Source organism: Rhodopirellula islandica (assembly GCF_001027925.1).
Taxonomy (GTDB): domain Bacteria; phylum Planctomycetota; class Planctomycetia; order Pirellulales; family Pirellulaceae; genus Rhodopirellula; species Rhodopirellula islandica.
The window spans coordinates 381,061-407,138 of record NZ_LECT01000017.1 but is presented as its reverse complement, the minus strand read 5'-3'; the positions used below and the strand labels follow the sequence as shown (position 1 = coordinate 407,138).

At 57.8% G+C, this 26,078-nt stretch carries 21 protein-coding genes; 4 read left to right on the top strand and 17 right to left on the bottom strand.

The window, feature by feature from the left end; genetic code table 11:
• Positions 1-270 precede the first annotated feature (270 nt).
• On the top strand, positions 271-738 hold the full coding sequence (locus RISK_RS10000; protein ID WP_047814090.1) for a hypothetical protein: 468 nt from the start codon (positions 271-273) through the stop codon (positions 736-738).
• Positions 728-2,773 carry a glucans biosynthesis glucosyltransferase MdoH gene (gene mdoH / locus RISK_RS09995; protein ID WP_047814089.1) on the top strand — a complete coding sequence of 682 codons (2,046 nt, stop codon included), beginning with the start codon at positions 728-730 and terminating at the stop codon, positions 2,771-2,773. Before RISK_RS10000 ends, mdoH begins: the two co-directional genes overlap by 11 nt.
• Before the next feature lie 54 nt (positions 2,774-2,827).
• Here mdoH and RISK_RS09990 read toward each other — a convergent pair whose 3' ends face one another.
• The 6 genes from RISK_RS09990 to RISK_RS09965 form a co-directional block, all read right to left on the bottom strand.
• Positions 2,828-3,643 (bottom strand): DUF4339 domain-containing protein, encoded by an 816-nt coding sequence (locus RISK_RS09990; protein ID WP_047814088.1) that lies wholly within the window; start codon positions 3,641-3,643, stop codon positions 2,828-2,830.
• Between the two features lie 479 nt (positions 3,644-4,122).
• Positions 4,123-5,382: a class I SAM-dependent methyltransferase gene (locus RISK_RS09985; protein WP_047814087.1), complete on the bottom strand. Its 1,260-nt coding sequence runs from the start codon at positions 5,380-5,382 to the stop codon at positions 4,123-4,125.
• Positions 5,379-6,593 (bottom strand): GTPase, encoded by a 1,215-nt coding sequence (locus tag RISK_RS09980; RefSeq protein WP_047814086.1) that lies wholly within the window; start codon positions 6,591-6,593, stop codon positions 5,379-5,381. Before RISK_RS09980 ends, RISK_RS09985 begins: the two co-directional genes overlap by 4 nt.
• A gap of 22 nt (positions 6,594-6,615) precedes the next feature.
• Positions 6,616-7,014 (bottom strand): hypothetical protein, encoded by a 399-nt coding sequence (locus RISK_RS09975; protein ID WP_047814085.1) that lies wholly within the window; start codon positions 7,012-7,014, stop codon positions 6,616-6,618.
• Positions 7,011-8,507: a helix-turn-helix domain-containing protein gene (locus RISK_RS09970; protein ID WP_236696182.1), complete on the bottom strand. Its 1,497-nt coding sequence runs from the start codon at positions 8,505-8,507 to the stop codon at positions 7,011-7,013. The genes RISK_RS09975 and RISK_RS09970 overlap by 4 nt, the downstream gene beginning before the upstream one ends.
• Positions 8,494-8,904: a hypothetical protein gene (locus RISK_RS09965; protein WP_047814211.1), complete on the bottom strand. Its 411-nt coding sequence runs from the start codon at positions 8,902-8,904 to the stop codon at positions 8,494-8,496. The genes RISK_RS09970 and RISK_RS09965 overlap by 14 nt, the downstream gene beginning before the upstream one ends.
• A gap of 277 nt (positions 8,905-9,181) precedes the next feature.
• Here RISK_RS09965 and RISK_RS09960 point away from each other — a divergent pair, with 277 nt between their 5' ends.
• Complete coding sequence (locus RISK_RS09960; protein ID WP_047814084.1) at positions 9,182-10,339, top strand: hypothetical protein; 1,158 nt, start codon at positions 9,182-9,184, stop codon at positions 10,337-10,339.
• A gap of 15 nt (positions 10,340-10,354) precedes the next feature.
• Here the strand turns inward: RISK_RS09960 and RISK_RS09955 are convergent, their stop codons facing one another.
• The 11 genes from RISK_RS09955 to dnaG all read right to left on the bottom strand — a co-directional run bounded on the left by RISK_RS09955 (position 10,355) and on the right by dnaG (position 24,584).
• On the bottom strand, positions 10,355-11,131 hold the full coding sequence (locus RISK_RS09955) for an esterase/lipase family protein (protein WP_047814083.1): 777 nt from the start codon (positions 11,129-11,131) through the stop codon (positions 10,355-10,357).
• Between the two features lie 43 nt (positions 11,132-11,174).
• On the bottom strand, positions 11,175-11,399 hold the full coding sequence (gene ccoS / locus RISK_RS09950; RefSeq protein ID WP_047814082.1) for a cbb3-type cytochrome oxidase assembly protein CcoS: 225 nt from the start codon (positions 11,397-11,399) through the stop codon (positions 11,175-11,177).
• Positions 11,396-13,894 carry a heavy metal translocating P-type ATPase metal-binding domain-containing protein gene (locus RISK_RS09945; protein ID WP_047814081.1) on the bottom strand — a complete coding sequence of 833 codons (2,499 nt, stop codon included), beginning with the start codon at positions 13,892-13,894 and terminating at the stop codon, positions 11,396-11,398. Before RISK_RS09945 ends, ccoS begins: the two co-directional genes overlap by 4 nt.
• Positions 13,895-13,903: 9 nt before the next feature.
• Positions 13,904-14,725, bottom strand: coding sequence for a sulfite exporter TauE/SafE family protein (locus RISK_RS09940; RefSeq protein ID WP_047814080.1), 822 nt, complete (start codon positions 14,723-14,725; stop codon positions 13,904-13,906).
• A 1-nt stretch (position 14,726) separates the two neighbouring features.
• Positions 14,727-15,260 carry a FixH family protein gene (locus tag RISK_RS09935; protein ID WP_047814079.1) on the bottom strand — a complete coding sequence of 178 codons (534 nt, stop codon included), beginning with the start codon at positions 15,258-15,260 and terminating at the stop codon, positions 14,727-14,729.
• Positions 15,261-15,262: 2 nt separating this feature from the next.
• Positions 15,263-16,780 (bottom strand): cytochrome c oxidase accessory protein CcoG, encoded by a 1,518-nt coding sequence (gene ccoG / locus RISK_RS09930; RefSeq protein WP_047814078.1) that lies wholly within the window; start codon positions 16,778-16,780, stop codon positions 15,263-15,265.
• Between the two features lie 11 nt (positions 16,781-16,791).
• On the bottom strand, positions 16,792-17,409 hold the full coding sequence (locus RISK_RS09925) for a cbb3-type cytochrome c oxidase N-terminal domain-containing protein (protein ID WP_047814077.1): 618 nt from the start codon (positions 17,407-17,409) through the stop codon (positions 16,792-16,794).
• Positions 17,406-17,582 carry a hypothetical protein gene (locus tag RISK_RS32570; protein WP_053061123.1) on the bottom strand — a complete coding sequence of 59 codons (177 nt, stop codon included), beginning with the start codon at positions 17,580-17,582 and terminating at the stop codon, positions 17,406-17,408. The genes RISK_RS09925 and RISK_RS32570 overlap by 4 nt, the downstream gene beginning before the upstream one ends.
• Positions 17,583-17,643: 61 nt before the next feature.
• The gene (gene ccoN, locus RISK_RS09920) at positions 17,644-20,031 is read right to left on the bottom strand and encodes a cytochrome-c oxidase, cbb3-type subunit I (RefSeq protein WP_047814076.1); all 2,388 of its coding nucleotides are present in this window, start codon (positions 20,029-20,031) and stop codon (positions 17,644-17,646) included.
• Between the two features lie 395 nt (positions 20,032-20,426).
• Entirely contained in the window at positions 20,427-22,130 is a 1,704-nt protein-coding gene (locus tag RISK_RS09915) for a sigma-70 family RNA polymerase sigma factor (RefSeq protein ID WP_047814075.1), read from the bottom strand.
• Between the two features lie 210 nt (positions 22,131-22,340).
• Positions 22,341-24,584, bottom strand: a complete 2,244-nt coding sequence (dnaG, locus tag RISK_RS09910) for a DNA primase (protein ID WP_047814074.1) — start codon at positions 24,582-24,584, stop codon at positions 22,341-22,343.
• 540 nt (positions 24,585-25,124) lie between these two features.
• Between dnaG and RISK_RS09905 the strand changes: the two genes are divergently transcribed.
• Positions 25,125-26,078: an ABC transporter permease gene (locus RISK_RS09905; RefSeq protein ID WP_047814210.1), complete on the top strand. Its 954-nt coding sequence runs from the start codon at positions 25,125-25,127 to the stop codon at positions 26,076-26,078.

Below are 26,078 nucleotides of genomic sequence, written 5' to 3'. Positions count from 1 at the left end.
CCGTTGTCAGCGCCGACACACCCAACAAATTCACAATGATTTCTCATTCTGGTGTGGGCGTTCTCGGGACTCTTTGCACCGGTCGTGAGCCGCTCGTGGCTCCCTTAGCGAACTTAAAAATGAATTTGCCGATTAGTCGGGAAGTTCTGGCGCGGGATTTGATAAACCCTCATGGTGGCAAACGTCGATGCTTTGACCGTTTGGTTTAGCGTCACGTGAAGCCCACGCGCCACTCGTTCGACTGGCCCCTTATCTTTTCAGGCTCTTCCGATGAACACTCTCAACGACCAATCTCTGTCTGTCATTGCGGATTATTTGCATCGCTGCGGGAACCACCATCCTGACAGCGTGCGAGATCAATCACACTACTTCGTTGGGCTCGCAAAACAAAGATTGCGAGTGGACACCGATTCCAACGAAGCGGTGCACGATTCTGGTGAAAGCAATGACCCACGTCTGCCGCAGGTGACTTTGGAAGCGGCGATCGACGAGTTGTTTTTTCAACCTAGCAAGAATGCATCGGAAGGGGCGACGAGCCAACGCCGGCGGGTGATCCCGCAATCGGGAGCTCGGACGTTGCGTCCAAACGCGACACCGCCGTTGATTGGTCCATTGCGGTCGCAATGGTGGATGGAGATGGCATCCCGTCACATCCAGGAGCCAGTGATGGCGCTGATTGGTACGGTCAGTGGAAAAGGTCGCGAACCACGACCAGAGGCCATGACCGATGGTCAGTAAGGAAATCAAGCGGATCCGTTGGGGGATCGTAACGCTGGTTCTCTTGATCACGATCGCAGGCACGACCGTGTACGTCACATCGATGTCAGCAAATGGCCGTGGATGGTTGGAATGGCTGACCGTTCCTCTGTTCGCGTTGTTGTTTGGTTGGATCGGATTTTCGTTCGTGGTCGCCACGTTGGGGTGGATTCGTTTGCTACGGCGTCGAACACCGAAACGCGAACCTACAACGGTGTCGGGCGAGAAGCCTCCAACGGCGGTCCTGGTGCCGGTTTACAACGAGTCACCTGAAGATGTTTTTGCACGGGTGGAAGCGATGGTTCGAGGCTTGGGGCCGAATCACCGATTTGATTTCTTTATCCTGAGTGACACGAATGATTCCGAAGTCTGGCTCGCCGAAGAGTTGGCTTGGTCTCAATTGACCGACCGCTTGGAAGAAGAAGTCCGAACGTCCTGCCACGTCTATTACCGGCATCGCCGAGAAAATGTGGCTCGCAAAGCGGGGAACATCGCTGACTTTTGTCGCCGCTGGTCCGATCCATATTCGTTCATGATCGTGTTGGATGCAGACAGTCTGCTCGAGCCCGACACGATGGTGGAAATGGTTCGACGAATGGAAGCGGATGATCGGCTGGGCATTTTACAAGTTCCACCCACACCGATCGGTCGTCACTCTTGGTTTGCTCGTCTGCAGCAGTTTGCCGCGGCGGCCTATGGCCCGGTGTTCTGTGAAGGGTTCGACGCTTGGGCAGCGGAGCAAGGCAACTATTGGGGACACAACGCGATCATTCGTGTGGAAGCGTTCTGCGATTGCTGTGACTTGCCAGTGTTGCCAGGACAGGCTCCCTTGGGGGGCGAAATCTTGTCTCACGATTTCGTGGAGGCATCTCTGCTGGTTCGCAATGGTTGGAAGGTTCGACTCGCCAATGACATTGGTGGCAGCTACGAGGAGTGTCCCACAACGTTGACCGACTACGCTCAGCGCGATCAACGTTGGTGCCAAGGCAACCTGCAACACAGTCGGTTGCTGCTCAGTGAAGGTTTTCACCCGGTCAGCCGCCTGCACTTCTTCAGTGGCGTGCTGGCGTATGCCAGTTCACCGCTTTGGATCTTGTTCACGTGCCTGTGTGTTGCCAGTTGGGCGTTGGAAAATGGTGTTCCGTCGGACTTCGTTGGGTTCCAATCGGTGGCGCCTAGCACGATGCAGTTCGGGTTGTTCATCGCGGCGATGGCGATGTTGTTGGTGCCGAAGTTGTATGGCTATGCCAGCGTGGTCGCCCACGGGCAAGCCTGGCGATTCGGAGGTGCCATTTCAATGTTGCTGAGTGTGCTGATGGAGATCGTGTTGTCGGTGTTGCTGTCGCCGATCATGGCTGTCATGCACACCCGATTTGTGGTCTCCACGCTGAGGGGGCGCAAGGTGACCTGGTCGTCGCAGCAACGTGGCGAGCATGGCGTGTCGATGTTGCAAGCCGTGCGGGATTTCGGAGGTCTGACCATTCTGGGTGTCGCGATCACCGCGGCGGTGTTCACGTTCGCCCCATCATGGGCGGTGTGGTTCCTGCCAATCACCGCAGGTTTGATTTTGGCCATTCCGTTGGCGATGGTGATGGCGAGCCGGGATCTCGGCAAGTCATTGGGGAAGCTGCGGTTGCTGGTCATCCCCGAGGAAACCAATCCGCCGGAGGTGTACCAGTTGTACGAACAGGCCATGTTGGATTCCCGACAACAATGGGCGGTTCTGCCGAAGTCGTCGATGTTGGAACAACTGATTGACAGCCCGACTTTTTTTCACACCCACCACGAGGTATTGAGAGCCAGTCATGCGGAGCATGCGATGACGGAAGACGAACGGGATGCAGTTCGAGATACCAGTCGGCGATTGCAAGCTGGGAAGGATGGATCCAGCGGCGTCGACGTGTCGAAGATTCCGATGGAATGGAGGCGTGCTTTGCTCAGCGACATTGAGCTGCTGCGAGAACTTCATGTTCAAACACACGCGCGTCCCAAGCGATTGGCCAACGCGGCCGGCTGAACACCGCTCTTCAGGTCCGAGGGGGCGCAGGACGTCGCCAAGCATGGACGGTTTTCAACGCAAAACGACGAAGGCCAAGGCCGCGACCAAGAGTACCAACATCAGCACCAACGCAACGGTCGCGGCAATTCGCTTTCGCGATCGTTTGCGTTTGCTGGATTCAAGCGGCCCGCCTCGATTGAGAATGGCAACCTTGTCCCGATTTGCGGGAGCGTCAACCAACTTGCCGTCGACGAGGTGCGCGTTGCCGGGCGTCGCCAGAATGGCTTTTTGAGGAGGGTTGCTCTCGATGGCGGGACCTTTTTGTTTCAGCTGACGCAGGATTTCGCCAGCGGGCTTCCAATCTGGCCAGCCGTCACGCCACAGCATGGCTGAATCAGCAATGCGACCTTCTGTGATCCACTGCTTCATGGTTGGGCCATCTGCAGGGCCGTACTGGCCGCCACTTGGCGGACGGACGTACCAGACCGCGGTCGAGTCACCGAGGATTGCATCGGGGCTGGAAGGGGCCGGTTCCGCGGGAATGACGCTCTTCTCGGAGGTGGTTGCTTTGGTCTGGGGGCGTTCGATCGTGGTTGATCCGCCAGCAGCCGACGCGGAGAAGGAGCCGTGGGCGGGGGATGAATCGGACGCTTCGACACCGGGATCCTGATCGGACGATTCCAAAACATCAGCCATCTGGTCGGAGTCCGACGTGGCTGGGGGATGACTTCCCGAGGAGTCTTCATCGACCGCGATCGATTGGGGCTGATCTTGTGTGGGGATGCGAAAACGCACCGAGCACGCGGGGCAAACGCCCTGACGTCCGGCAAGTTCTGTCTTGATGTTCAGTCGCTTCCCACAGGCATGGCAAGCAAAACGAACGCCCATAAAACCGTGGTCCGAATCGAGAAGAAGAAGAGCGAAGCTGAGATCCGAGGAACTCAACTGCCCCACTATAATTGAAACCCGATTGCCCGTGCGAACGGTCGGATCAGGGATCGCCCGCGTGAGAGTGTCCCCGCCCTTTTTGTTCCCCCCTCCAGAGGTCGAGCGGGTGTTCAATGCGGTGTTCGTAACATCTTGCGGACCCCGCTCGTGAAAGAGGTCGTGCAGTTTTCAAGTGCCGTGCTTGTAATGCCTAAAGAACCCCGCCCGTGCAGCGGGAGGGGTCGGAAAACGAGCGTTCAGCGAGATTTCCGGGGGAGGGCAATCCGCGCCGCTTCCCATACCCGGCCCTCACCCTCGCGTACGCCTGAACGGCGTCGCTCGACCTAGTATATCGCTGTTGCTCTCCCCAAACTTCGTTTCAGGAGAGGTGCAGCAGACGAAAACCCGCGGAAAAGCAGCACCAGAAAACCGCCCGACCTTTAAGAAAGGGGGGGCGTGGGCAGTTCGGTCACGACGGCGTAGGTTTTCTTGCCGTTTCGGCCGATCCATAGTGCCAAGGGAGTCTCGCCGCACTCGCGAAGTTTCTTTCCTAGTTTGGCGGGGTCGATGTCGACGCCCCGAACCTTGATGACCTCTGGATACGCTTTCGCTTTTCGGAAGTACCGTCGCAGTGCTCGGTCGTCGCAAGACAGTCGGTCGCGAATGGGGGCGACCACGGCCAGATGCTGGCAAGTTGTCTGCGGGTTGGAGGACTCACCTTCCATCGCCGTCCAAGCTGCGGTCAAAAATCCTGACGGTCCACCCAGCGTTTGAGCTTGGTGGGATCGAGCGAAGTGGTCCGTCAAGCCTGCCGCTCGGATGGCCCCGTCCGGATCGATCATCCAACTTTCAGCCGACGAAACCACCGAGGCAGGGACGGTCCAGTCACCCAATGCGGCAGAGTAGCAGTGGACCGTGTCATGCTTCAGGACGACGGCCGTTCGTCCGCCTGTCTTCCAGGTGGCACCGTCCATTGAAGCTGCGGGTGGCGTTGGGAGGGTGCCCCAAATTGCAGTTTGTTCGCGAACGCTTCCGCCGGAAGAAATCCACATCAGATGACAGGCTTCGGCGATGGACGATTCAAGTGTGGTTGCCGGGGCCATCTTCACCAAACCGCCTTGGACTTGATTGAGTAGTTCCACGGTGCGTTCCCAGGTTGGCAACCAGGCATCGGGTTGGACGTGGCGTTGATTGTCGACGCGCCGGTCAGGGTCGATGTGAAGCCATTTCGATCCGTTCACGACATCGGCCGGTTCCGATTCCATGACGTCCAGGCAACGCAGTTCAGCCTTCACATTTGCGGTGAACAAGTTGGCTGCAGTGAAGGACAGGATGGATTCGCTGGCGTCGATGCCGGTGGTGGGGCCGCGACGAGCCAAGGCGATCAGGTCGCCTCCGATTCCACAGCAGATGTCCGTCACCGGTAGATCGCCGAACCAGCTCGCTTTGAATTTCGCGACCTGCGACGTGGTGGATTGCTGGATCGCTCGTCGATTCACCCACCAAGATTCCTCTTTGCGGATCGGGGGGCCGAGGGTCGCCGTGGCTCGGGTTTGCAGTCCAGCGATATCCTTGAGAACCGCCTTGGTTCCGCTGGGCAGCGTTTGCATCACCGGCGAATGCATGCGATCGGCGATGCAGTCTCGCATTGCTTCACGCAATTTTTCCGTGACTTCGAGCTCAATGGGCGATGTGGTCACTGGGCGACTCCTGTCAGCAATTGTTTCAACGTTGCATCCGCAGCCTCCAGCGAGTTAGCCCGGCAAAGTCGCCGTGCGAGATCTTGTTGTCGCTGGCAGATCGGCACGGGCGAATGACGAGGCGGAAGTGTCGACAACAGATGGCGGGCCAACGTTTCCATCAGCTTTGCGACTCCAGGGTTGTCGTCATCGCTCGCGATGGTTTGATGCTCGATCGGTGCGGTGGCTGATGTTTCGTTTCCCGTCAGCAGGTCCGCCTTGTTCAGCACTTCCAAGACGTGTGTTCGATCCGAGATTGGGAGCTCGCTTCGAAATCTGGCCCGTTGATCCAAGGTCGAAGGTTGGCACACGATCAACAGCAGGTCAGCGGTCTCGATCGCGAGCGACGCGCGGCGAATACCTTCTCGCTCGATCGATGCCCCCGACTCGGTCAAGTGCGCCGTTTCACGAATGCCCGCGGTGTCACTTAGCCGAACAGGAACCCCGGCGATCACCGTGTCGCACTGCAAAACGTCTCGCGTTGTGCCAGCGGCGTCGTGCGTGATGCTGCGTCGAAAGCCGACGATCTGATTCATCAAACTGCTTTTGCCGACGTTGGGTGGACCCGCAAGAACCAACCGACGCGGTTCGATCAAACGAACCCCCTTTTCGCCGTGGGAGCACACGGTCTGTGCCGCTTGGCAAAGTTGATCGAGCAAGGCCGTTTGTTGTGTCGGTGACTCGTTCGAGAAGTTTGCGGATTCCAGGCAGTTGATCCAATGCTCGCACCACTGCCTCAGCGCTCCTCGAGTTTGATCCAGTGCAATCGCGGCTTGCTGCCCGGTCACGCATCTCTGCAAGACGCGTTCAGCTTCGGCCACGATGATGGATTCGTTTTGACGCCAACGCGAGTCATCCACCGTGGCAACACCTCGGTCGTTCAGTGAAGCCAGGATTGCGCTGACCGCGGCTTCACCGCCGTGCCCATGGATTTCAAACCCGCCGTCAGACATCGGGGTCAAAACAATTGACTCCCCCGGGACGCCGTCGCTGCTTTTCCAGGTTCCGTAGCGAACCTGACCGGCCAGCATTTGGGGATGAGCATTGGATGCGGGGACAAAGCAGTCGTTCACGCACTGAGCCGCGAGCGGGCCTCGCAGACCGATCACCGCGACGGCGGACCGACCGACGCCCGTCAGTCGAGTGGCTAGGGTGTCGCAGTTGGATGTCATGAATGTGCGTGGAGGTTGTCTGTCATTGGGAAACGCGGAGAGACCAATCACGCACGATGGGTTGAATGGCGATCAGGTCCGTGAGTTCAGCAACGGTCAAGCGGACGCCGAATCGCTGGAGAACCGAACGTTCTGCATCGGACCATTGACCTGCCGCGATGTAAAGGCGATGCCCGGCGTGCGCCGCGGGCGAGCCGAGCCATCGGGTCAATTCCAGGATGCCCTCTGGGACACCGGCCCAGAGGACAACTTCGGCGATCGGAGTCGGTTGCGTACGAAGATTCCGTTTGCGGAGTGGCAGTTCACGGAGCGAGGCAAAACGTTCGGGATGGAAATCGGCGGCCCACATCACTCGCACCGCATCGAACCAACGTTCGGACTCGGGACCGGTGATCCAAAGTTTCGTTTCCACGGCGATCATCCGTCGAGTTTCCGTAGCAACCGAGCCCGGCTGATTCCGAGTCGGCGAGCCGCCTCGGCTTTGTTGCCTTGGGCCGCGTTGATCGCCCGGTCGATCAACTCGCGTTCGTATTTCTGAACGGCTTCGTCCAGCGAATGGATTCGAAAGTTGCTGTCGTTGTTGTCAGGGTCCGATTTCTTTTCGGAGGTCACGTTGGGACCGACGCGATAGGATCGAATGACCAAGGGCAAATGTTCGCGACCGATGCGTTCTCCTACGACACGACCAAGGGCCGATGTCATGGCTTCGGCAAGTTCGTCAAAATCGTTGGGCCACGGGTACAGCGTCAACGCATCCAATGCATCGCGTCCCAGGCGTGGCATCTCCGTCTTTGTGCTTTGCTTCCGCGACTGATTCGATCGATGAGCCTCGTGAAGCAATGCCAACGCCAGGGCCGGGATGTCCTCGCGGCGATCCTGCAAGCGAGGGATCGTGATTGGCATTGCGCACATCAGATTCAGAAGTGGTTTGGCGATGCCCGTGACCGCCTGGGGCACGTGAGTCAGTTCGGCAATCTGTGCGTCCAGAGGATCGACGGTGGGATTGGTTTGCTTTTGAGTCTCCATGACTCGAGCTGGATCCAGCAAACCGATCAGGCGGAGGTGATCACCAAACACTTCCACCCACTGACTCAGTTTCAACTGAGCGTCGTCGGGCATTTCGTCCAAGCGTTCGATCAGCAACGTTGCGTCGCCGCGACCTGACTCGCTGCGGTTGATCGAATGGATCGCGGGTGCTGCATAGGCTTCCAGCAGTTCCGCATCCATCAAGGCACCGTCGACGATGGTCAGTGATTCCTCGGGGGTCGATGCGTCATGGAGCCACAATGCAAGCTCGCGACTGCTGGCGTTGGTGATCGTGAACAAACCCAAGTGACAACGCATGGAGGTCGCCGCCGTCACGCGCCGGCGGAGCAGTTCGGCTGCGTCTGATTCGCCTGCCAACAAGATGTCCGCCGTGCGGGCGTTGGACGAGCGGTGCTTCGCGATCAATTCGCGAAGCTGAGACTCCTGACGCAGGCCGCCTTCGCCAAGCCAATCCGCGAGCGGCACGTCGCTGTCGCGGAGGAATTCGCCGAGGCAGCCCAGGGTGTAGCCGCTGGTGCCGAGCGAGACCCAGTGAGCGACCGCGGTGAGGGCTTCATCGGAATGAGAGCCAGAACCTTGCCCCCGATTCGGAGCGTGGTTCCCCGCTTGGGTCAGCGTGATCCGTCGCGTCTGGTGACAGCGAAAACGGATCGATGGGTCGGGGCGGAGTGCGTCGACCCAATGTTCCGGCAATGTCTCGACTGCTTGTGAGTCGTCGGTCTCGTTGGAATTCCCGAGCCATTTCGCCATGGTGGGCGAAAGGTGTATCAGCTCACCGGCAGCGTCGATGATCCACACGCGAGCGGTGGATGCATCGAGCTGTTTGATGAGCGATTTGGGGCGGGACGGTCGACTAGAACGTGTCAAGAATGAAGTGGTGTCCTTTGTGGAACCGGCGATTGCTCGGGTAGTAGTTGTGCCAGCTCTTATTGTAGACGGGAATTCTCATTTCCGTGGGGTAACGATGGTACAAGCTATCGCTGCTTTTGTAGTAGTCTTGGCCCCAGAAGTTTTGGGGGTAGTAGACGTAGGGATAGTGGTACATCCGGTTCCAATCGGTGTTGGCGGCGGATGATCCCCAGCTTTGACCATAGGCACGTTGGCCTTGATAGCCCATTTGTCCCATCCCGTTGGGAAGGGTTCCACCGGCTCCCATCGCCACGGGGGCCCCATAGCCCTGGGCTGCAGCTTGAGGCGAATCGCAGGCAAAGCCTACAAAGAAAACAGCCGCTGCTGCGGCCAAAATGGTAGCTCGTTGGTACATTCCGACATTCCCCCCCGGGTATGAATCGCGTTTGGCGATGGATCTTTTGATCACGTGGTTTTCCCGCGTGGAGTGGTCCACACCGGTTTCATCGGAGTTATCGGCACAACCCACCGATCGGGATGAGTCGTTTCGTTTCCGATTGTCGGTCCAGATGTTAGAATTTTGATCCGGGACGGTTCGAACACCGTCCAATCTGGAGCGTAGACTCTGATTCGTCGCTGACACGCAACGTCCTCCGTTTCCCGCCCGTCACCCACCCACCTTTTGTGAATTCATGACCACTCTGAAAACTCGTGTCCTCGTTGGCGTGATGGTGCTCGGAACGCTGTTGACCGGTCCGCTCGCGTCCGCTTGCCCGTTTTGCAGTGCCGTGTCGCAGACGCTCCGGCAGGAGATGGAGGTGATGGACGCGGTGGTCATCGCAACGGCGTTGCAGAGCGATCTGACACGCAATGCCGACACCGGAGAGGTCAAGATGCGAATCGAGACCGTGCTCAAAGGCGGCGAGCACGTGGAAGTCGGCCAAACCGTCACCGCGGTTTATTTCGGTGACGTGGCCAAGGGCCGCCGATTCATGCTCAGCGGTGTCGATCCTCGGGACATGCAGTGGTCTTGCCTGCCACTGACCCCCAAAAGCGAAAAGTACCTGGAAAGCATCACCCAGTTGGCCGACAAGGAACCGTCCCAGCGACTGCTGTTCTATTACGACTACCTGCAAGACGAAGACTCGATGTTGTCCCGGGATGCGTACGACGAATTCGCGACCACACCATATGAAGAAATCAGAAAGATCGAATCGGCTTTGGATCACGACGCTTTGGTCAGTTGGATCCAAGATCCCGAGATGTCCCCCGAACGCAAACGCATGTACTTGACGTTGTTGGGAATCTGCGGCGGTGAAGAGGACCTGCCGATGTTGGAATCGATGTTGAGAAGCACGCAAAAGAGCTCACGCTCGGGGCTTGATGCTTTGATTGCCTGCTACCTGACCTTGGGGGGCGAGAAGGGGCTGGCTGTCATCGACGAGTTGTTCCTGGAGAACCAGCAAGCCTCCTACGCGGACACCTATGCCGCCATCATGGCGCTGCGGTTTCACGGCAGTGAAGGTGGGGTGATCGCTCGCAGTGCCTTGGTTCCGTCGCTGCACCACATTCTCGAACGACCCGATTTGGCGGACTTGGTGATTCCCGATTTGGCTCGCTGGAACGACTGGAGCCAAATCGCTCGGATCAAGCAATTGTTCCTCGACGCTGACGCTGAAAACAACTGGGTTCGAGTTCCCGCCGTGAATTACTTGCGGGCGTGCCCGAAACCCGAGGCCGCTGAGGCCATCAAGGAACTCGAGAAAGTGGATCCCGATAGCGTGCGTCGCGCCAACACTTTCTTCGCGGTTCCCAAGCCATCCGCGAACGTGAAACCCGTCGCGCAGTGAGTCGTTGACCTGGGCTCAGGCCGCTCTGCGACGGTTCGACGCTGAGTGCTCAGTGACGGTGTTGGCGTTGGCGTTGGCGTTGGAATGGGGCAAAGGCTGGAACGGGATCGTCGGTCCAGCCGTTTCATGATCGACACGTTCGTGCAATTGCCCGCGTTCCAAGAATCGAAGCGTCATCTCAATCGCCAGAGGATGCTGAACCAATCGCTGGTGCGACGTGGGGACCACGGCATGGTCCATTTGCCCCTCCAGGTGAGTTGCAGTCTGAGAAACGATCCAGTCGTTCTGGGCCGCGATCACGCCCACATCGAATCGATGAAGGCGAGGCAACTGATTGACCAGGCTGTCTTCTTTCTCCGACAGTTCGACGAGTTGCGGGAATTGACTCGCAAAGGGACCCAGGGGGAACCGCGTCAGCCAGGATCCCTTGTTCGGGGGCGCCAGCATCAGCAACCGTCCGCACTGATTTTTTGCGAGCGTTTCCATCCGGGACTGCGCGATTGCAGCACGCACTATGATGCCGCCCATGCTGTGCGCGACAAAGTGAATTCGGCGGATGTCCGGTCGGGCCATCGCTTCCTGAATCAACCCGGTCAATCGGCTGGCGTGTGACAGGATCGAGCCTCGCAAACTGGGGTATTCCCACACCGAACATTCATAGCCAGCCATCGTCAAAAGATCTGCGATGGGGTCCAGGCTTTGACCGTTGGAAAGAAAGCCATGCGTCGCGATCACCATGTCATGGCGGACGTGATTCTCGCGGTTTGCAATTTTGAGGGTGTGGCGATCCATAAGCGTGTTATCGGTCACGCCCTCGCCAAATTTTGCTCAAAATTCAGGGTAAACGACCCTGGGAGGTTTGGGGTGAATCGGTAGTTTCGTTGGCACCTGGTGCGTCTGTCTTGCGATCCCGGGGCTGACCGTCCTCGTCAATCAGGATTCGGACAGCGGGTGATTCCAGGTCGTCGTACTGACCGCCCCGGATGCACATGATGCACGCAAGCATTCCACCGGCGCCGAGCAGCAGTGCCAGTGGCAGAGCAATGAAGAGGACACTCATGTTTTTTTCTCGCGAAAAATGGGCCACGCCAGCGTGAGGGCAAGCACTGTGACCGAACTGATCGGCATCAAGACCGCCGCGACGAGTGGACTGATTCGCCCTGTCATCGCGAGGGCAACCGCAATCACATTGTAGCTGAGTGAGGCGGTGAACGCCGTGTAAATCAAAGCCTGTGTCCGTCGAGACGCGCGAATCAAATCGTCGATTGCGATCATGCTGTCGGAGGCAATGTAAATCGGTGCGGCCTGAAGGCTGACCTCCGCACCTCCGCGAACCGCAATTCCAACATCCGCCGCGGCCAACGCCGCAGCATCGTTCGCGCCATCGCCAACCATCACCGTCGATCCCTGCGAATGATCTCGGACGTGTTTCAGTTTGGCTTCCGGTGATAAACCTCCCAGTGCATAAGAGGCGTCGACTCCCAGTTGTTGAGCGACGTGGGCCACAATCTTGGGGTGATCACCCGAAAGAATCCCGACCTGCCAGCCTCGGTCTCGTAGCGATTCGAGAAAGCCAGCGACGTTGGGTTTAAGCGGGTCACTGATGGCGAGCACGCAGGTCGCGATGCCATCGATCGCAATCACACTGGGGCTGGACGATTGATTGGTGCAATGTTCGCACGCGGCCAAGACTGAATCGCTGATCGCAACATGGTGTTTTTGCATGAACGAAAGACTGCCCACCAAAACGGGATGCCCATCACTCTCGCCCGAGACCCCTCCCACATGCACTTGGTCAAGTTGTGCGTTGGTCGGGATGTCCAGATCACGTCGCTTGGCTTCGCGTTGAATGGCAATCGCGATCGGGTGCTCGCAACTGCGTTCAATCGCCGCGGCGTGAGCGATCGCAGACGCATCGCCTTCCACAAATTCCGCTCGCGGCTTGCCTTCGGTCAAGGTGCCGGTTTTATCAAACCAAATCGTTCCAACAGACGCCAGCGTTTGCAGTGAAGAACCATCTCGAATCAATATCTTTCGTTTCGCAGCTCTGCCCAGTGCAACTGCGATGGCAAGTGGCGTCGCCAGAGCCAACGCACAGGGGCAGGCAACGATGAGCAGCGAAGTTGCATGGGATGCCGCGGGGCCAAATCCATCACCCAGCCACACGCAGAACGTGATGCCAGCTAACAACGTGACGATGACCACGAAGTAGCCACCAATGGAATCGGCCAGTTGAACGATGGGCGTCTTTTGCGAGGCGGCTTCTTCGACCGATTGCATGACCTGGCCGATCCGACTTTCGCGGCCGACGGACGTGACCTGGATGTCCAGCGGACTTTGCAAGTTGACCGTTCCCGCAGAAACCGATTCACCGACTTGGACCGACACGGGCAGACTCTCGCCGGTCAGCAGCGATTGGTCGATCGATGATTGCCCGGCCAGAACGGTCCCGTCCACGGGAACGCTCTGACCTGCCATCACGCGAACAGAATCTTCGGGACGCAGGTTGTCGACGAGGACGAGTTCCGTTTGATCGTTCTGCAGGATGCGATGGGCGTGGCGAGGTGTGATCCGCAACAACAAATCGACTGCCTTGGCGGCCCGGTGCTGCTGGTGAAATTGAATCCAGCGTCCGATCAACAGCAGGAACACCAGCACTGCCAACGAATCAAAGTAGGACTCGCCCTGTCCTGTGACCGCAGCGATCACTCCCGCCAGGGTGCCCACGGACAGTCCGAGTGCGACGGGCAGGTCCATGTGCGGCGTTCGGGTTTTGACCGATGCCCAGGCACCTTGGAAAAAGGTGCGTCCGGGCAACAACACCGCTGCCAGTCCCAAGCCCGTTCCGGTCCACCTGAGGAACGACCAGTGGGAGGCTTCCACATCGGACGCCTCACCGGCGTACAGCGCGATGGCAATCCACATCGCATTGGCGGCGCAGAAGCCTGCGAAAGCGATCTGAATCAGCAGCCGATGATTTTCCTGGCGAAAGTGGTCTTCGCGATGTTCAGGCAGGGGCGACAGCTCGTAGCCCAGGCGATCAAGTGGTTGAGCGATCCGGCTGAGCGAAATGAGCTTGGGGTCAAACACGACCCGCATCGTGTGTTCGCTCATCTTGACCCGCGCGTCCAGCCAACCCGGCGTTCGCGTGGCAACGTTTTCAATCAGCCAGGCACAGGCAGCGCAGTGCAGCCCATGCACGGCGAGTTCGCATCGCATCGTCCCATCGGACTGCTCGATGGGTTGGGACGCACCCAGGTAATCGGCTCGATCAAAGACGGTGTATCGTTCGTGCAGGGTTTCCTCGGAGGAGGGCTGCCCGACGCGATCGATCGGTTGACCGCCGCCTGCCAACTGGTCTCGCAAGCCGTAGTAATTCTCAAGGCCCCAGCCGTGGATCAACTCGTACGCGCCGCGGCATCCATGGCAGCAGAAAACGGTCTGCGGATCTGTGTCGCGATGCACATCCGTCGGCTCACCGCAGTGGATGCAAGGCAGTGTCACGTCGATCGACGACGACGCGGCGTCGTTTGACGCGTCCAATTTCGAAGCCATGACGTGCGATCACTCTTCAGGCGATTCGCAGGGAATGCCTTCGGCGCAGCAACAGGGCAGCGGAGTTGCGGTCAACTCTGAGAGTGTTTGTTGCGAGTTGGATCCGTCCAAATCCAAGTCGACGTTGGCGCGGATGTCCGTCAACGATTGCAAGTCTGCAAAGCCTCGGCCTGATGCGGTGTACCCACCCGTGATGATCAACGTCGCGGCGGCCGCGGCGGGGATGAACTTGGTGAATCGACGCGACAACGATTGGGTGCCGGCGATCAGTGCGGTGAGGGCTGGGACCGTGCCCAACCAGAACGCTGCCATCACCAAACCACCGTTGAGCGTTTGGCCTGTTCCGGCTGCGACAAGAGCAAACAGATACAACCATCCACAGGGAAGCAAGGTGGTCAACATTCCAATGGCGAGGGCGCGGCCAGCAACAGGCAATTGAAAAATGAGGGGGCGTAAACGAACCAGGACACCGCCAATGCGGGAGGGCGTGATCGGTTTGGCGGTGGATCGATTGACGGAAACAATCTGCCACAGTTTCCAAATTCCGAGAGCCATCATGATCGTGCCCACGACACGTGCGGCAGCCAGTTGAACGCCAAGTGTTTCGCCACCGATTTCGACCAGGCTGCCGATGGTGCCGGCGATCAGTCCTGCCAGCACGTAAGTCAGCAAACGCCCCAGGTGGTACAGCGTGGTGGACCAGACGACGGTCGCTTTGGGTTGTTTCTCACCAGCACCGCTGGCCCAAATCGCGAGCGGGCCGCACATGCCAACGCAGTGCATGCTGCCTAACAAACTCGCCGTGACGACGGCACTGGCTAACATCCACATTTCAGTTTTCCAGTTCGAGTGTGCGTGACAGGGTCATCGGTTCTCCCGCTCCACCAATGCTCACTTCCACTTGCCAAAGTCCCTGTTGTGGCATGGATGCCATGCCCAGGTAGCGTCCGCCGCCTGTGCTTGGCAAGTCGATTGCTTGGAAAGCGGCCGCATCCGCATGTCGATAGATCATTGCCTCGACGTTCAAGTCGTCCAAGGCTTCGCCCTGTTGATTGTGAAGTTCCACTGAAATGGCTCGCTGGCCTTTCGCGTCGGAAATGTTTGAGACGATCACATCGACGTCCCAGCCCAAGCGATCGGACGCCAGGGATGCACGATGAGACGTGTCCCAGTTCAAAGCAGCTTGGTGATAGTCGGGAACCACCGCCAAGGCCGGGTCACCGATCGCCAACTTGAGCGCGGTGCCGAGGATGGTGGACTGAATCGCGAAGAGCAGCAGCACCAAAGAAATGTAGAATCGCTTGGCACGACGCTCATCTTTTTGTTGCGTTTCCACGGATGGGGTGGGATCGGTTTTCGATGACATGATTAGCGGCGTGGCCCCAGGACCTTCATTGAGATAGTGCGTTCGTTGCCGCTTTGATCCTTGACCGTCAGTTCAATGGATTCATTTCCATCGCCCATGGTCATCGACGAAGGAAAGTTCAATCGAATCGGCAGCAGTTTGGATTCAGCGGGTTCAAGTCGTTGAGCGTCTGTGTCAATGATCTCAACTTGAATACTCGAGTGATCCGTCGACAGTTCATAGGTCTGAGCAATCTCGGTTCGATTGACCAACCGCAAGTTGAAGGCGTTGGAGACTTCTTTGGCACCCAACAGCGAATACGGCGCCCCGCGACCGCGAAGGATTCTCGCGTCAAACCCGCTCTTGCTGGAGATCGCCATGGCCAAACCAGAGAAAACGCCGACCAAAACGATCGGGTAAATGATCGTTCGTGCACGCAACAATTTCTTGGGTTTGCGAGCGATGGCGTCTTGTGAACTGTAGCGAATCAAACCCTTCGGCTTGCCCACTTTGTGCATCACATCATCGCATGCGTCGATGCACTGAGTGCAGTTGATGCACTCCATTTGCAGGCCATCGCGAATGTCGATTCCGGTTGGGCAGACGACCACACATTGGTGACAGTCCACGCAGTCACCCGCCTCCTTCCCGCGGACAAGATCGATTCCGCGGTCATCATCGTGGGTTCGTTTTCCCTTGATGCGAGGTTCGCCGCGAGCGGGATCGTATGCGACGATCTTGGATTGCTCGTCGAGCATGACGGATTGAAAGCGTCCGTAGGGACACGCGATCAAACACATTTGCTCTCGGAAAAACAGAAAGTCAAACAGCATCAATCCGGTCGTGCCCGCCATCACAAGGAAAGCGGATGGATGATCGATCGGCGAACTTCGAACCCACTGGGCGAGTTTCTCGGTGCCAACAAAGTAGGCCAAGAACGTGTGAGCCAGGAACATGCAGAGGACAAGATAGACGGCGAAGCGTGCGATCTGCCAAACCGGACTGATTCCGCTTGCGGGTTTTCCACCTTTGCCCAAGGTGCCATCAAAAAAACGATCGATGGGACGGAACAAGAATTCCATGTAGACCGTTTGCGGGCAGGCCCATCCGCACCATGCTCGTCCAGTGATCGCCGTGATCAGGACAATGCTCACGAAAACGCTGAGCATGAACAGGGCCAGGACCAGCGTGTCGGTGGGATAGAAGGTTTTGCCCAGCACCGTGAATTCACGGGCGGCAATGTCTAGCAAAATCAGAGGCTTGCCACCGATCCGCAAATGCGGGATCGCAACAAACACCACCATCAAAATGTAGGCGGTGACCCGTCGACGTTTCCACCACTCGCCCATGGAGAGTTTGGGCCGGAGCCAACGGCGACTGCCATCGGCTTCCAGCGTGCTCAGCACATGTTCCTCGGGCTTGAGCAGCGATTCACTGCCTTGCGAAGGACCACCTCCACCAGATGTCCCATCGCGATCCGCTGCGTAACACACCTTGCAAGGTGAAGGCGAAAACAGAGGCAACGAGGTTCGCGTGGACATTGTACTAAGGCTTATTCTTCGGGGGTTTCGGGGGCGGCTTCAACGGGTTCGGGCCAAGGCGGGATGGTCTTGCCTTCTGGGCCGCGACTGCTTTCGATGTTCTTGCCACGCAGGGTGGCGACGTAGGCGGATACCAGCACAACCTCATTGGGATGCAATCGGTCCGCCCACTTCGGCATCGCTCCGCCACCGGCACCGTTGTTGATGACCTTGGCGATGTCTTCGATCTGCTTGATGTTCTTGAAATAATCGTCCGTCAGGTTGGGGCCAACTTGGCCTTCGCCCTCGCGACCATGGCAAGAGATGCAGTTGGCTTTGAAGACCGACTGACCAACTCGAACCCAGTTGGGTTTTTCCATGTAAGCGACCAGGGTCGCCTCGTCGGGCGTCAGGTCACCGATTTCTTCAAACTGCAAACGCGTGTTCTCTGCCAGCGCGACCCCGTACAGGTCTTCCACCGACCGGCCGGAAACACCGTTGTGGTAGTACAAGAAGTAGAACGGGCTGAAGACAATGGACGAGATGAACAACCACTTCCACCAACCCGGCAACGGGTTGTCAAACTCTTCGATCCCGTCGTAGGCGTGATCGGTCTTCGGAGCGTTGTCGTATTCTGGCACTTGGCTCATGGTCGTGGGTCCTCCACATCGTCGCTCAGCGGAATCGAAGCGAATCGATCAGATGCATTTTTTGAAAGTCGGAGTGTTCCGTACGTCATCGTGGCAAAGGCGACGACGAACAAAGCGAGTGCCAATTCGGCAAACATGGAATAGTCGAGAGCACTGACAAGATCTCGGATCATGACGTTCTCACTGGAGGGTGTTGGGGGAGCGTTGGTAACGCATTTTGATCAATCCTTCGGGCTACTTCGCGGCAGCGACTTCGGAACTTGCTTGCGGGGGCGAGTCCCCATTCGCAACTTCTTCGATGGTTTCCGCCTCTTCGCCTTCGACCGCTTCTGGAGCAACTGGCTCCTCCGGCGTCGCAGGTTCTTCCGTCGCGAACAAATCCACACCCACCCGTTGCAGGTAGGCGATCAAAGCAACCGCTTGTTTTTCGTAGGCCTTGGCAGGTCCACCTTGAGCGACGATGTCAGCGGCGATGTATTCCGCTTGCTTGTAAGCGACCTCGGCCGTGTTGTTCAGGTCCTCTTCCGTGTATTCAGCACCCAAGTAGGCGGCGACCTTCACGTGAGGAGCAATGGCGTCGTAGTTCATGTCTTCGGTCAACAAATGCCCATAGGCTGGCATCACGCTGCCCGGTGAAACATTTTCTGGATTCTCGAAGTGAGTCCAGTGCCAAAAACTGCTTTGTTTTCCACCTTCGCGAGCCAAGTCAGGACCGATGCGGCGGCTGCCCCACTGGAATGGTCGGTCATAAATGAACTCGCCCGGTTTGCTGTATTCGCCATAACGCTTCGTTTCTGAAACGATGGGGCGGATCATTTGTGAGTGGCAGTTGTAGCAACCTTCGGAGACAAAGATGTGTCGTCCGGCCAGCTCCAGCGGTGTGTAGGGTTTGACCGTCGCGATGGTCGGCACGTTGGAGCGAATCAGGAACGTTGGAATCACCTCGAACAAGGTTGCCACAACGACGGCAATGGTTGTGAACACCGTGAAGCGAACGGGCAAGCGTTCCCACCGGCGGTGCCATCCCATCTGACTCCAAATGCTGACCTTTTTACCCAGTTCCAAAACTGGGGCGTCATCAATGGAGCTGGTCGGTGTGGGCGTGTGATCCACGTAGCTCTTGGAAAGACGCGGCGCGGTGTGCACCGGGTTTTCGTATTCGGAGGGACGTCCCATCCAGGTCATCATCGAGTTGAGGCCCAGCATCAGCATGCCGCTGACGTACAGCACGCCGCCGACCACTCGCAGCCACCACAAGGGGACGATCGATTGAGTCGTTTCGATGAAGTCGGGGTACATCAAGTGGCCGGTGTCATCCATGGCTCGCCACATCCAGCCTTGCATCAGGCCAGCGGCGTAGATGGGGATGATGTAGAGCAGAATCCCAATGGTTCCCGTCCAAAAGTGAAGGCTGACCAGCTTTTCGCTCCACATCTTGGTTTGGAACAACCGTGGCAGCATCCAGTACAGCATCCCGAACACCATGAACCCGTTCCAGCCGAGAGCTCCGGCGTGCACGTGAGCGATGGTCCAGTCGGTGTAGTGAGTGAAGGCATTGATCGATTTGATCGACAGCATGGGGCCTTCAAACGTGCTCATCCCGTAAAACGTGACGCCCACGACGAAGAACTTCAGCACTGGGTCGGCCGCGACTTTGTGCCAGGCTCCACGCAGTGTCAGCAACCCGTTGATCATGCCGCCCCAACTGGGCATCCAGAGCATCAGGCTGAACAACATCCCAATTGTGCTGGCCCATTCAGGCAGCGCGGTGTAGTGCAGGTGGTGAGGACCGGCCCAGATGTAAATGAATACCAGCGACCAGAAGTGAATGATGCTGAGTTTGTAGCTGAAAACGGGGCGTTCCGCAGCCTTGGGCAAGAAGTAGTACATCAAGCCCAAGAACGGTGTCGTCAAGAAGAAGGCAACCGCGTTGTGACCGTACCACCACTGCATGAACGCATCTTGGACACCGGCGTAAACGCTGTAGCCTTTGAACCAGCCAGCGGGGATGACCAGGTTGTTGAACACGTGCAACAACGCGACCGTCACGATCGTGGCGATGTAGAACCACAACGCCACGTACATGTGCCGTTCGCGTCGTTTGATCAACGTCATCAGGAAGTTGCCACCAAAGATGAACAACCACACCACGGCGATCAGGATATCGATCGGCCATTCCAGTTCCGCGTACTCGCGGCTCTGAGTGATTCCCAGTGGTAGCGTGATCGCCGCCGAAACGATGACGAGTTGCCAGCCCCAGAAGTGCATGCGGCTGAGCACGTCGCTCCACATGCGAGCTTTGCAAAGTCGCTGGGTGCTGTAGTAAACCGCGGCAAAGATTCCGTTGCCGGCGAAAGCAAAGATGGCGGCGTTGGTGTGCAGGGGGCGCAGGCGAGCAAACGAGAACCAAGGCAAACCGCCCGTGATTGACGGAAGCACCAACAGCACCGCGACGATCAAGCCGACCAGGGTGGCGACGATGCCCCACACGATCGTGGCAGTCGCAAACAATCGGACAATGCCGTCGTCATATTGAAACTGTTCCAGCCGAACTTCTTCTGTGCCTGAGTCCGATGACAAGGCTGCGTCACCAGGACCGTTCGTCGGCGTACCAGTCGCCATTTCTATCCTCTGATTTCCTTAGTTGAACAGCATCCCAAAACGGATGCGGCAACACCCATCAGCCAATCGCCTAGGGCACCGGTGATCAGTGAAGTCACCTGCTACCATTAAAAACTTACTCGTCGAAAAAACCCATACCGCCACCTGTAGAATATCGTTTCCGCGACATTACGCCACGGAATTCACCATCCACTGGGGACGACGGTTCACAGGGCAAGGGAATGGGGCATGCAGCAGCTTTGTATCACAAAATTCCAAATCGGGGGTGTGAGATCCATTTGTCCGTCAGGTGATTCAAGCAAAAAAGCCTTTGGCTATTCGTCTTTTGCAAGACGTTTCGCCAAAGGCTTTCAAGGATGCATTTCACCCGCTTTGTGAAGAGCGGGAAAGCTGGGTTAAGCAGCGGGTTTGAGATAAGACGACAGGCGTTCGGCACGCGAAGGGCTCTGCATCTTCGCAACTGCCTTGGCTTCGATCTGACGCACACGTTCCCGGGTCACTTTGAAGATCCGGCCGCACTCTTCGAGGGTGTAGCTGTATCCGTCGACCAGGCCGTAGCGCAAGCGAATGATTTCGCGTTCGCGGAAGGTGAGTGTCTTCAGCAGTTCGTCGATCTTGTTGCGAAGCATGCCGCTGGCGGCGATCCGAACCGGGTTGTCCGTTTCGCTGTCTTGGACAAACTCACCGAAGCTGCTGTCTTCGCCTTCTCCGACCGGGCGGTCGAGGCTGACGGGGTGACGTCCGATGTCCATCACGCGGCGGACTTCTTCCAATGGCACGTCGGTCGCTTCGGCGATGTCTTCGTAGGTGGGTTCGCGACGCAGGGTTTGCGTCAGACGCTTTTGTGCTTGGCGAAGTTTGCTGAGCACGTCGATCATGTGAACTGGGATTCGAATCGTGCGAGCTTGGTCAGCGATGGCCCGCGTGATGGCTTGGCGAATCCACCAAGTCGCGTAGGTGCTGAACTTGAAGCCGCGGCGGTACTCGTATTTGTCGACCGCTCGCATCAAGCCGGTGTTTCCTTCTTGGATCAGGTCCAGGAAGGACAGTCCGCGGTTGCGGTACTTTTTCGCGATCGAAACGACCAAGCGAAGGTTGCCGGCGCTGAGTTCACGCTTGGTGGTTTCGTATTGATCGAAGTGGCGACGAACCTTGGTCATTCGGTTGTGCAAGCTGGTCGGGCTTTCTTGCGTGACCAGCATCAATTCGCGAAGTTCTTGACGCAGGTCAGCTGCTTCGTCGCGGCTCATCGCGTCGTTGCCCAGTTCGACCAAGCGCTCGCGGATGAACGTCATGCGGCCGGAGACCTTTTCGAGTTGGTGCAGCAGCGGGGTGACCCGGCGGCTTCGCAGCGACAGTTCTTCGACCAGTTCCAAGCATTTGCGGCGGCGACGCAGGAACTGCTTGCGGACTTCGGCTTTCAGTCGAGGCGAGGCACTGCGGCGGACCAAAATTTCGAAGTCGGTTTTGTTCTTGGCGATCAGGTCGTTCAGCGTTCGCAAGTTGTGCGGCATCCGCTGGGAGATTTGTTCTTTGGTCAATCGCTCGGTGAGGGAGACTTTGATCGTGCGGTCGAAGGGGAGTTCGCCGGAGTGGACCTTTTGCAGCGTGTCGACGGTGGCTCGCAAGGCGTAGTCTGTTTCCAGCAGCGAGCGACGGTATTGCTTGCGAGTGATTTCAATTTTCTTCGCCAGTGCGATCTCTTCTTCGCGAGACAGCAAGGGAATCTCGGCCATTTGGCTGAGGTACATGCGAATCGGGTCTTCGCTGGCTTTGGGCAGGTCAGCCGATGAGAAGCTTTGCGAAGCGACTTCGTTCGCCAAGGCTTGTTCGGGCGACTCTTCGTCGGCACCCATTTCAGTCGGACGCAAGCCGCGGACATTGGGAGTGGGACGGCGTGCGGCGGCGTCGCGGGCCTTCTTTTCCGAGGCTTCGATCAGTTGGATGCCGCGATTTTCCAGGGCCAACAGGAGTGAGTTGAGCTTCTCTGGATTGACGTCTTCGTCGGGCAGGTATGCGTTGACTTCATCGTAGGTGAGGAAACCATCCTTGGTTCCGCGGGCGATGAGTTGCGAAAGATCTTGGTCCATCAATTGCATCGGAAAAACCTCCTGTTATGGGTCACGTTCCTTCATGGAACGGTCAGTCACGCTGATGTTTGCGGGAACCTGAATCACGTGATTCAGTTCAGCAATGACTGGAGTGTCGTGTTTGAAATCTTTTCAAATGCGATTCATCATGAATCGCGAAACGCTTCCGTTGGGTCGGGTGTCTTGGCTCCTTTTCGTGGCGGATTGGGTGGGCGTGTCTTAGCGTGGCGTTTGCCGGATTCGCTCGGCGGCAAAGAGTTGTTCCAGCATCGCGAGCTCTTCGTCTTCGGGCAAGGATGCGGATTGTAATTTTGCAATCTGACGGGACTTCTCAGCGTCAAATTCACGTTCGCGAAATCGAGTCAAGATCGCGGTGTATCGTAGGTGGGGCTCGTCTAAAACGTGTCCTGCTCGCTGTTCGATTCGCTCTTGCAAAGTGATGATTTGATTTTTCAAAAAATCATTTTCGAGCAGGACAAGCACGGAGTCGACATCCAGGTCGCGGCCTTGCAGATCCAAGTCTTGGTAAGCTGACAGGAGCATCTTGGCGGTGTTGGAGTACAGCCAAGACGGGTCGATTGATTCGACTGCCATCGCGGCGACTTCGGGTGACTCGATCAGGGTCTCGAACAGTTCGCGGTCAACGCCCGTGATCGGGGTGCCTTGTTCTGGTTCGTGAGGTCGCTGTGGGGCTGGGCGATGCTGGTTGGGTCGCTGTGGGCCAGGTTGGGCGTTGGGACGCTGGTGATTGGATGCGCCAAAGTCGCTCGGGGCCGAGGAGCCGTAGTCGTCGAAGCCTTCGTCGATTCCAAACGCGGCGGCGTCTTCCATCGCTGCTTCCGCGAACGGGTCGAAGTCGTCCATGGGAGCCGCAGCGGCGGGTGGTCGGGCAGCAGGTCTCTGTGGCGCCGGGGCCCCGCTCGGTGCTGATTTCGGAGGGCCGCTGTTCGTGTTGGCTTTGCGGTAACGAGCTTGCTTGCGTTCGCGTTCAGCGGATTCTTCGCGAACCGTTTCGAGACGCCGTTGCAAACGTTCGACGGGCAGTCCAAACGTTTGGCTCATGCGAACCAACAGCTGGTCGATCTTCAGTTCGGTTTTGTCACTCTTGGCCGGTGTCTTGGTCAGCACGCCCAGCATCGTTTCGATTGCGGTCGTGACCCGGTGCGTGTCGCGAGTGACGTCGACGCCTTCGGTCAAGCGGTTCAGTTTGTGGTCCATCGCATCGGGAGCTTTCCCTGCCATGTCCAGCAAATTTGCAGCGGATTGTTGAGCCAGGAAGTCGGCCGGGTCCAGTCCATCGGGGAGCGTCAGGATTCTCAGGTCCGCATCGGCGGTGACGAACAGTTCCAGGACTTCTTCCGCCCGACGTTTGCCGGCCTCATCGCCATCAAGAACCAGCACGACTCGATTGACAAAGCGTTTGAGCACGCGGATGTGCGAGGCTGTCAGGGCGGTGCCCAGGACGGCGACACTGTGGTCGATTCCCGCCATGCGAGTGGCGACAACGTCGGTGTAACCTTCCATCACGAGGACTTCGTCAGCGGCCCGCATTGCATCGCGAGCAAGGTGCAGCCCGTAGAGTTCGTTGGATTTGCGGAACAGCATGGTCTCGGGACCATTGATGTACTTTGCACCGCCGTTGGACCCGTCGCCCTTGGCTTCCGCGATGCGGTTGGCAATCGCGGGAATGATTCGGCCACCCAGCGAGATGGCTTGGCCTTGAGGGTTGTCGATCGGGAACATCAGCCGACCACGAAAGCGGTCGTAGCAACCTGATTTGCCATCGCGGCCAATGGCCACGCCAGCGGCTTGAGCCACCGCTTCGGAGAACTTGTTTCGTTTCAGGACGTTGATCGCGAAGTCCCAGGAGTCGGGGGCGAAGCCGATCTTGAACAGTTCGCGATTGCTGTCATCAATGCCACGGCTGGCGAGGTAGTCGCGGGCCATTTTGGCGTCGTCGGATTTTCCGCTGGCCAGTTCGTCGAAGTAGGATCGGCAGACCAGGTCCACCGCTTTCATCAAGGTGGCTTTGTCGTCGGGGCTGCCCGGTTGTGTTTTGGGGCCGCGATTGAATTCGGGGATTTCGATCCCGGCTCGTTCGGCCAGGCTTCGCAGGGCGGTCGGGAAGTCCACGCCTTCACGTTGCATGATGAAGCTGAAGACGTCCCCGCCGATGTCACAGACCCAGCATTTCCAAGATTGCCGTTCTTGGTTGATCGTCATCGACGGACGTGAGTCGTTGTGGAATGGGCAGCGGGCAACGAAGTGACGGCCCTGCGGACGCAATTCCAGATCATGCCCGATGACATCGACGATGTCAGTCGCGGCGCGAACTCGTTCTTTGACGTCGAAGTCCGTTGAAGAGGACAAACGAACGCTCCTGTCAAAAGGCCGGATCAAGATGTCGTTGGCGACAAATTCAAACAGCACGAACGCGGGGAGCATCCACCTCAGAAACGACATGCGGCGGGCAAGTCGAGCAAGATCTTCCTTGCTGGCTTGTCAACGGCTGCCGACCCAAGTTGGATGCGGTCAGTGGAACGGTCAACCCGGCTCCGCGGCTGCGGAGTGATCGCCACTCTTCCTGAGTGACCGGCGATTCGACGTTCCCTTTGGCAAACTGGGAAGGACGAGGTGCCGAGGCAAATTTCGATCCGGTTACATCCCTGTAGCGTAGTGTGTCAGCCGCGGTGGGGGGAATTCCCCAATTGGCAGGCTGCCCGCTTCGTTACAAGCATGCGAGAAGTTTGCTGGGGTTTCACGGACACGTCAATACCAATCTGTGGCGAAAGTGCAGGCGGCAAATTCTTTTCAACTTTCTCGCCTCGGGGTCCATTGAACGCCTGGATCGAGCGTTCTCAGGCAGAGGGGGCATCGGAAGAACCTCGCTTCTCGGCTACTTTGGTTCGGGACGGCAAACGGGGTGACCATCCTGTTTGCCGTGCGTGTCCTGGGTGCTTGGTCGCCCGTATGACTCACTCCCAAGCCTCTCTGCAATTCTTCATGGCGACCGCAACTTCGTCTTATCACGATCCCAATCCGGACTCGCATCACGTCGCCGCAACGACGTGGAGCGGTCGTGTGCGGGTGTGGAAAAAGATCTTCAGCACCGCTCTGTCGGAGCGATTGGTTTATCGCGGGGATTTCGCGCTCGGGACATTGATGCGGTTCCTGCCGATCGTCACCCAGATCTTTTTGTGGTGGGCGATTTACGATTCAATCGCCGCCAGCCAAGCGGCCGAGAAGATGGTCGAGTCAGCAGTGGGGGGGGCTCAGCTTGATGCTGCCACCGATGCGGTGCAGATCGGCGGGTTCGGTTTTCGAGACATGGTGGCGTACTACTTGATCACCATGTTGGCCCGCGCCTTCTCCAGCATGCCAGGGTTGGCATCCGGCATCGCCCTTCAGATTCGCGAGGGTGAGATCAAACGGTATCTCATCCAGCCCATCGATTTGCTCAGCTTCCTGCTGATCAACCGGATCGCTCACAAGGTCGCTTATTACGCGATCGCGTTTGCACCGTTCGGGTTGGTGTTCTTTCTCTGCCGCGATTACTTCGTCGGCGGATTCCCGCCACCGCACCTGTTCATCGCGTTCTTGGGATCGCTGGTGATGGGGTTCCTGATTGGCTTTTTCCTCGAAGCGGCCATCGGGATGATTGGATTCTGGTTCCTAGAAGTCTCGTCCTTGCTGTTTCTCTACATGCTGTTCAGTTTCTTCTTGTCAGGGCACATGTTTCCGATTTCGTTGTTGCCCGACGGCATCGAATGGTTCGTCAACTTGCTGCCTCTGAAGTACTTGGCATATTTCCCCGCCGCTGTGTTCCTGGGGAAGATTCCTGACGAAGACCTGCCGATGGAAATGGCGATCGAAGCGGCCTGGTTGACGTTCTTCATCGTTCTTTGTCGTTGGTCTTATTCCCGCGGTGTGGCTCGCTACAGCGGGTACGGAGGTTGA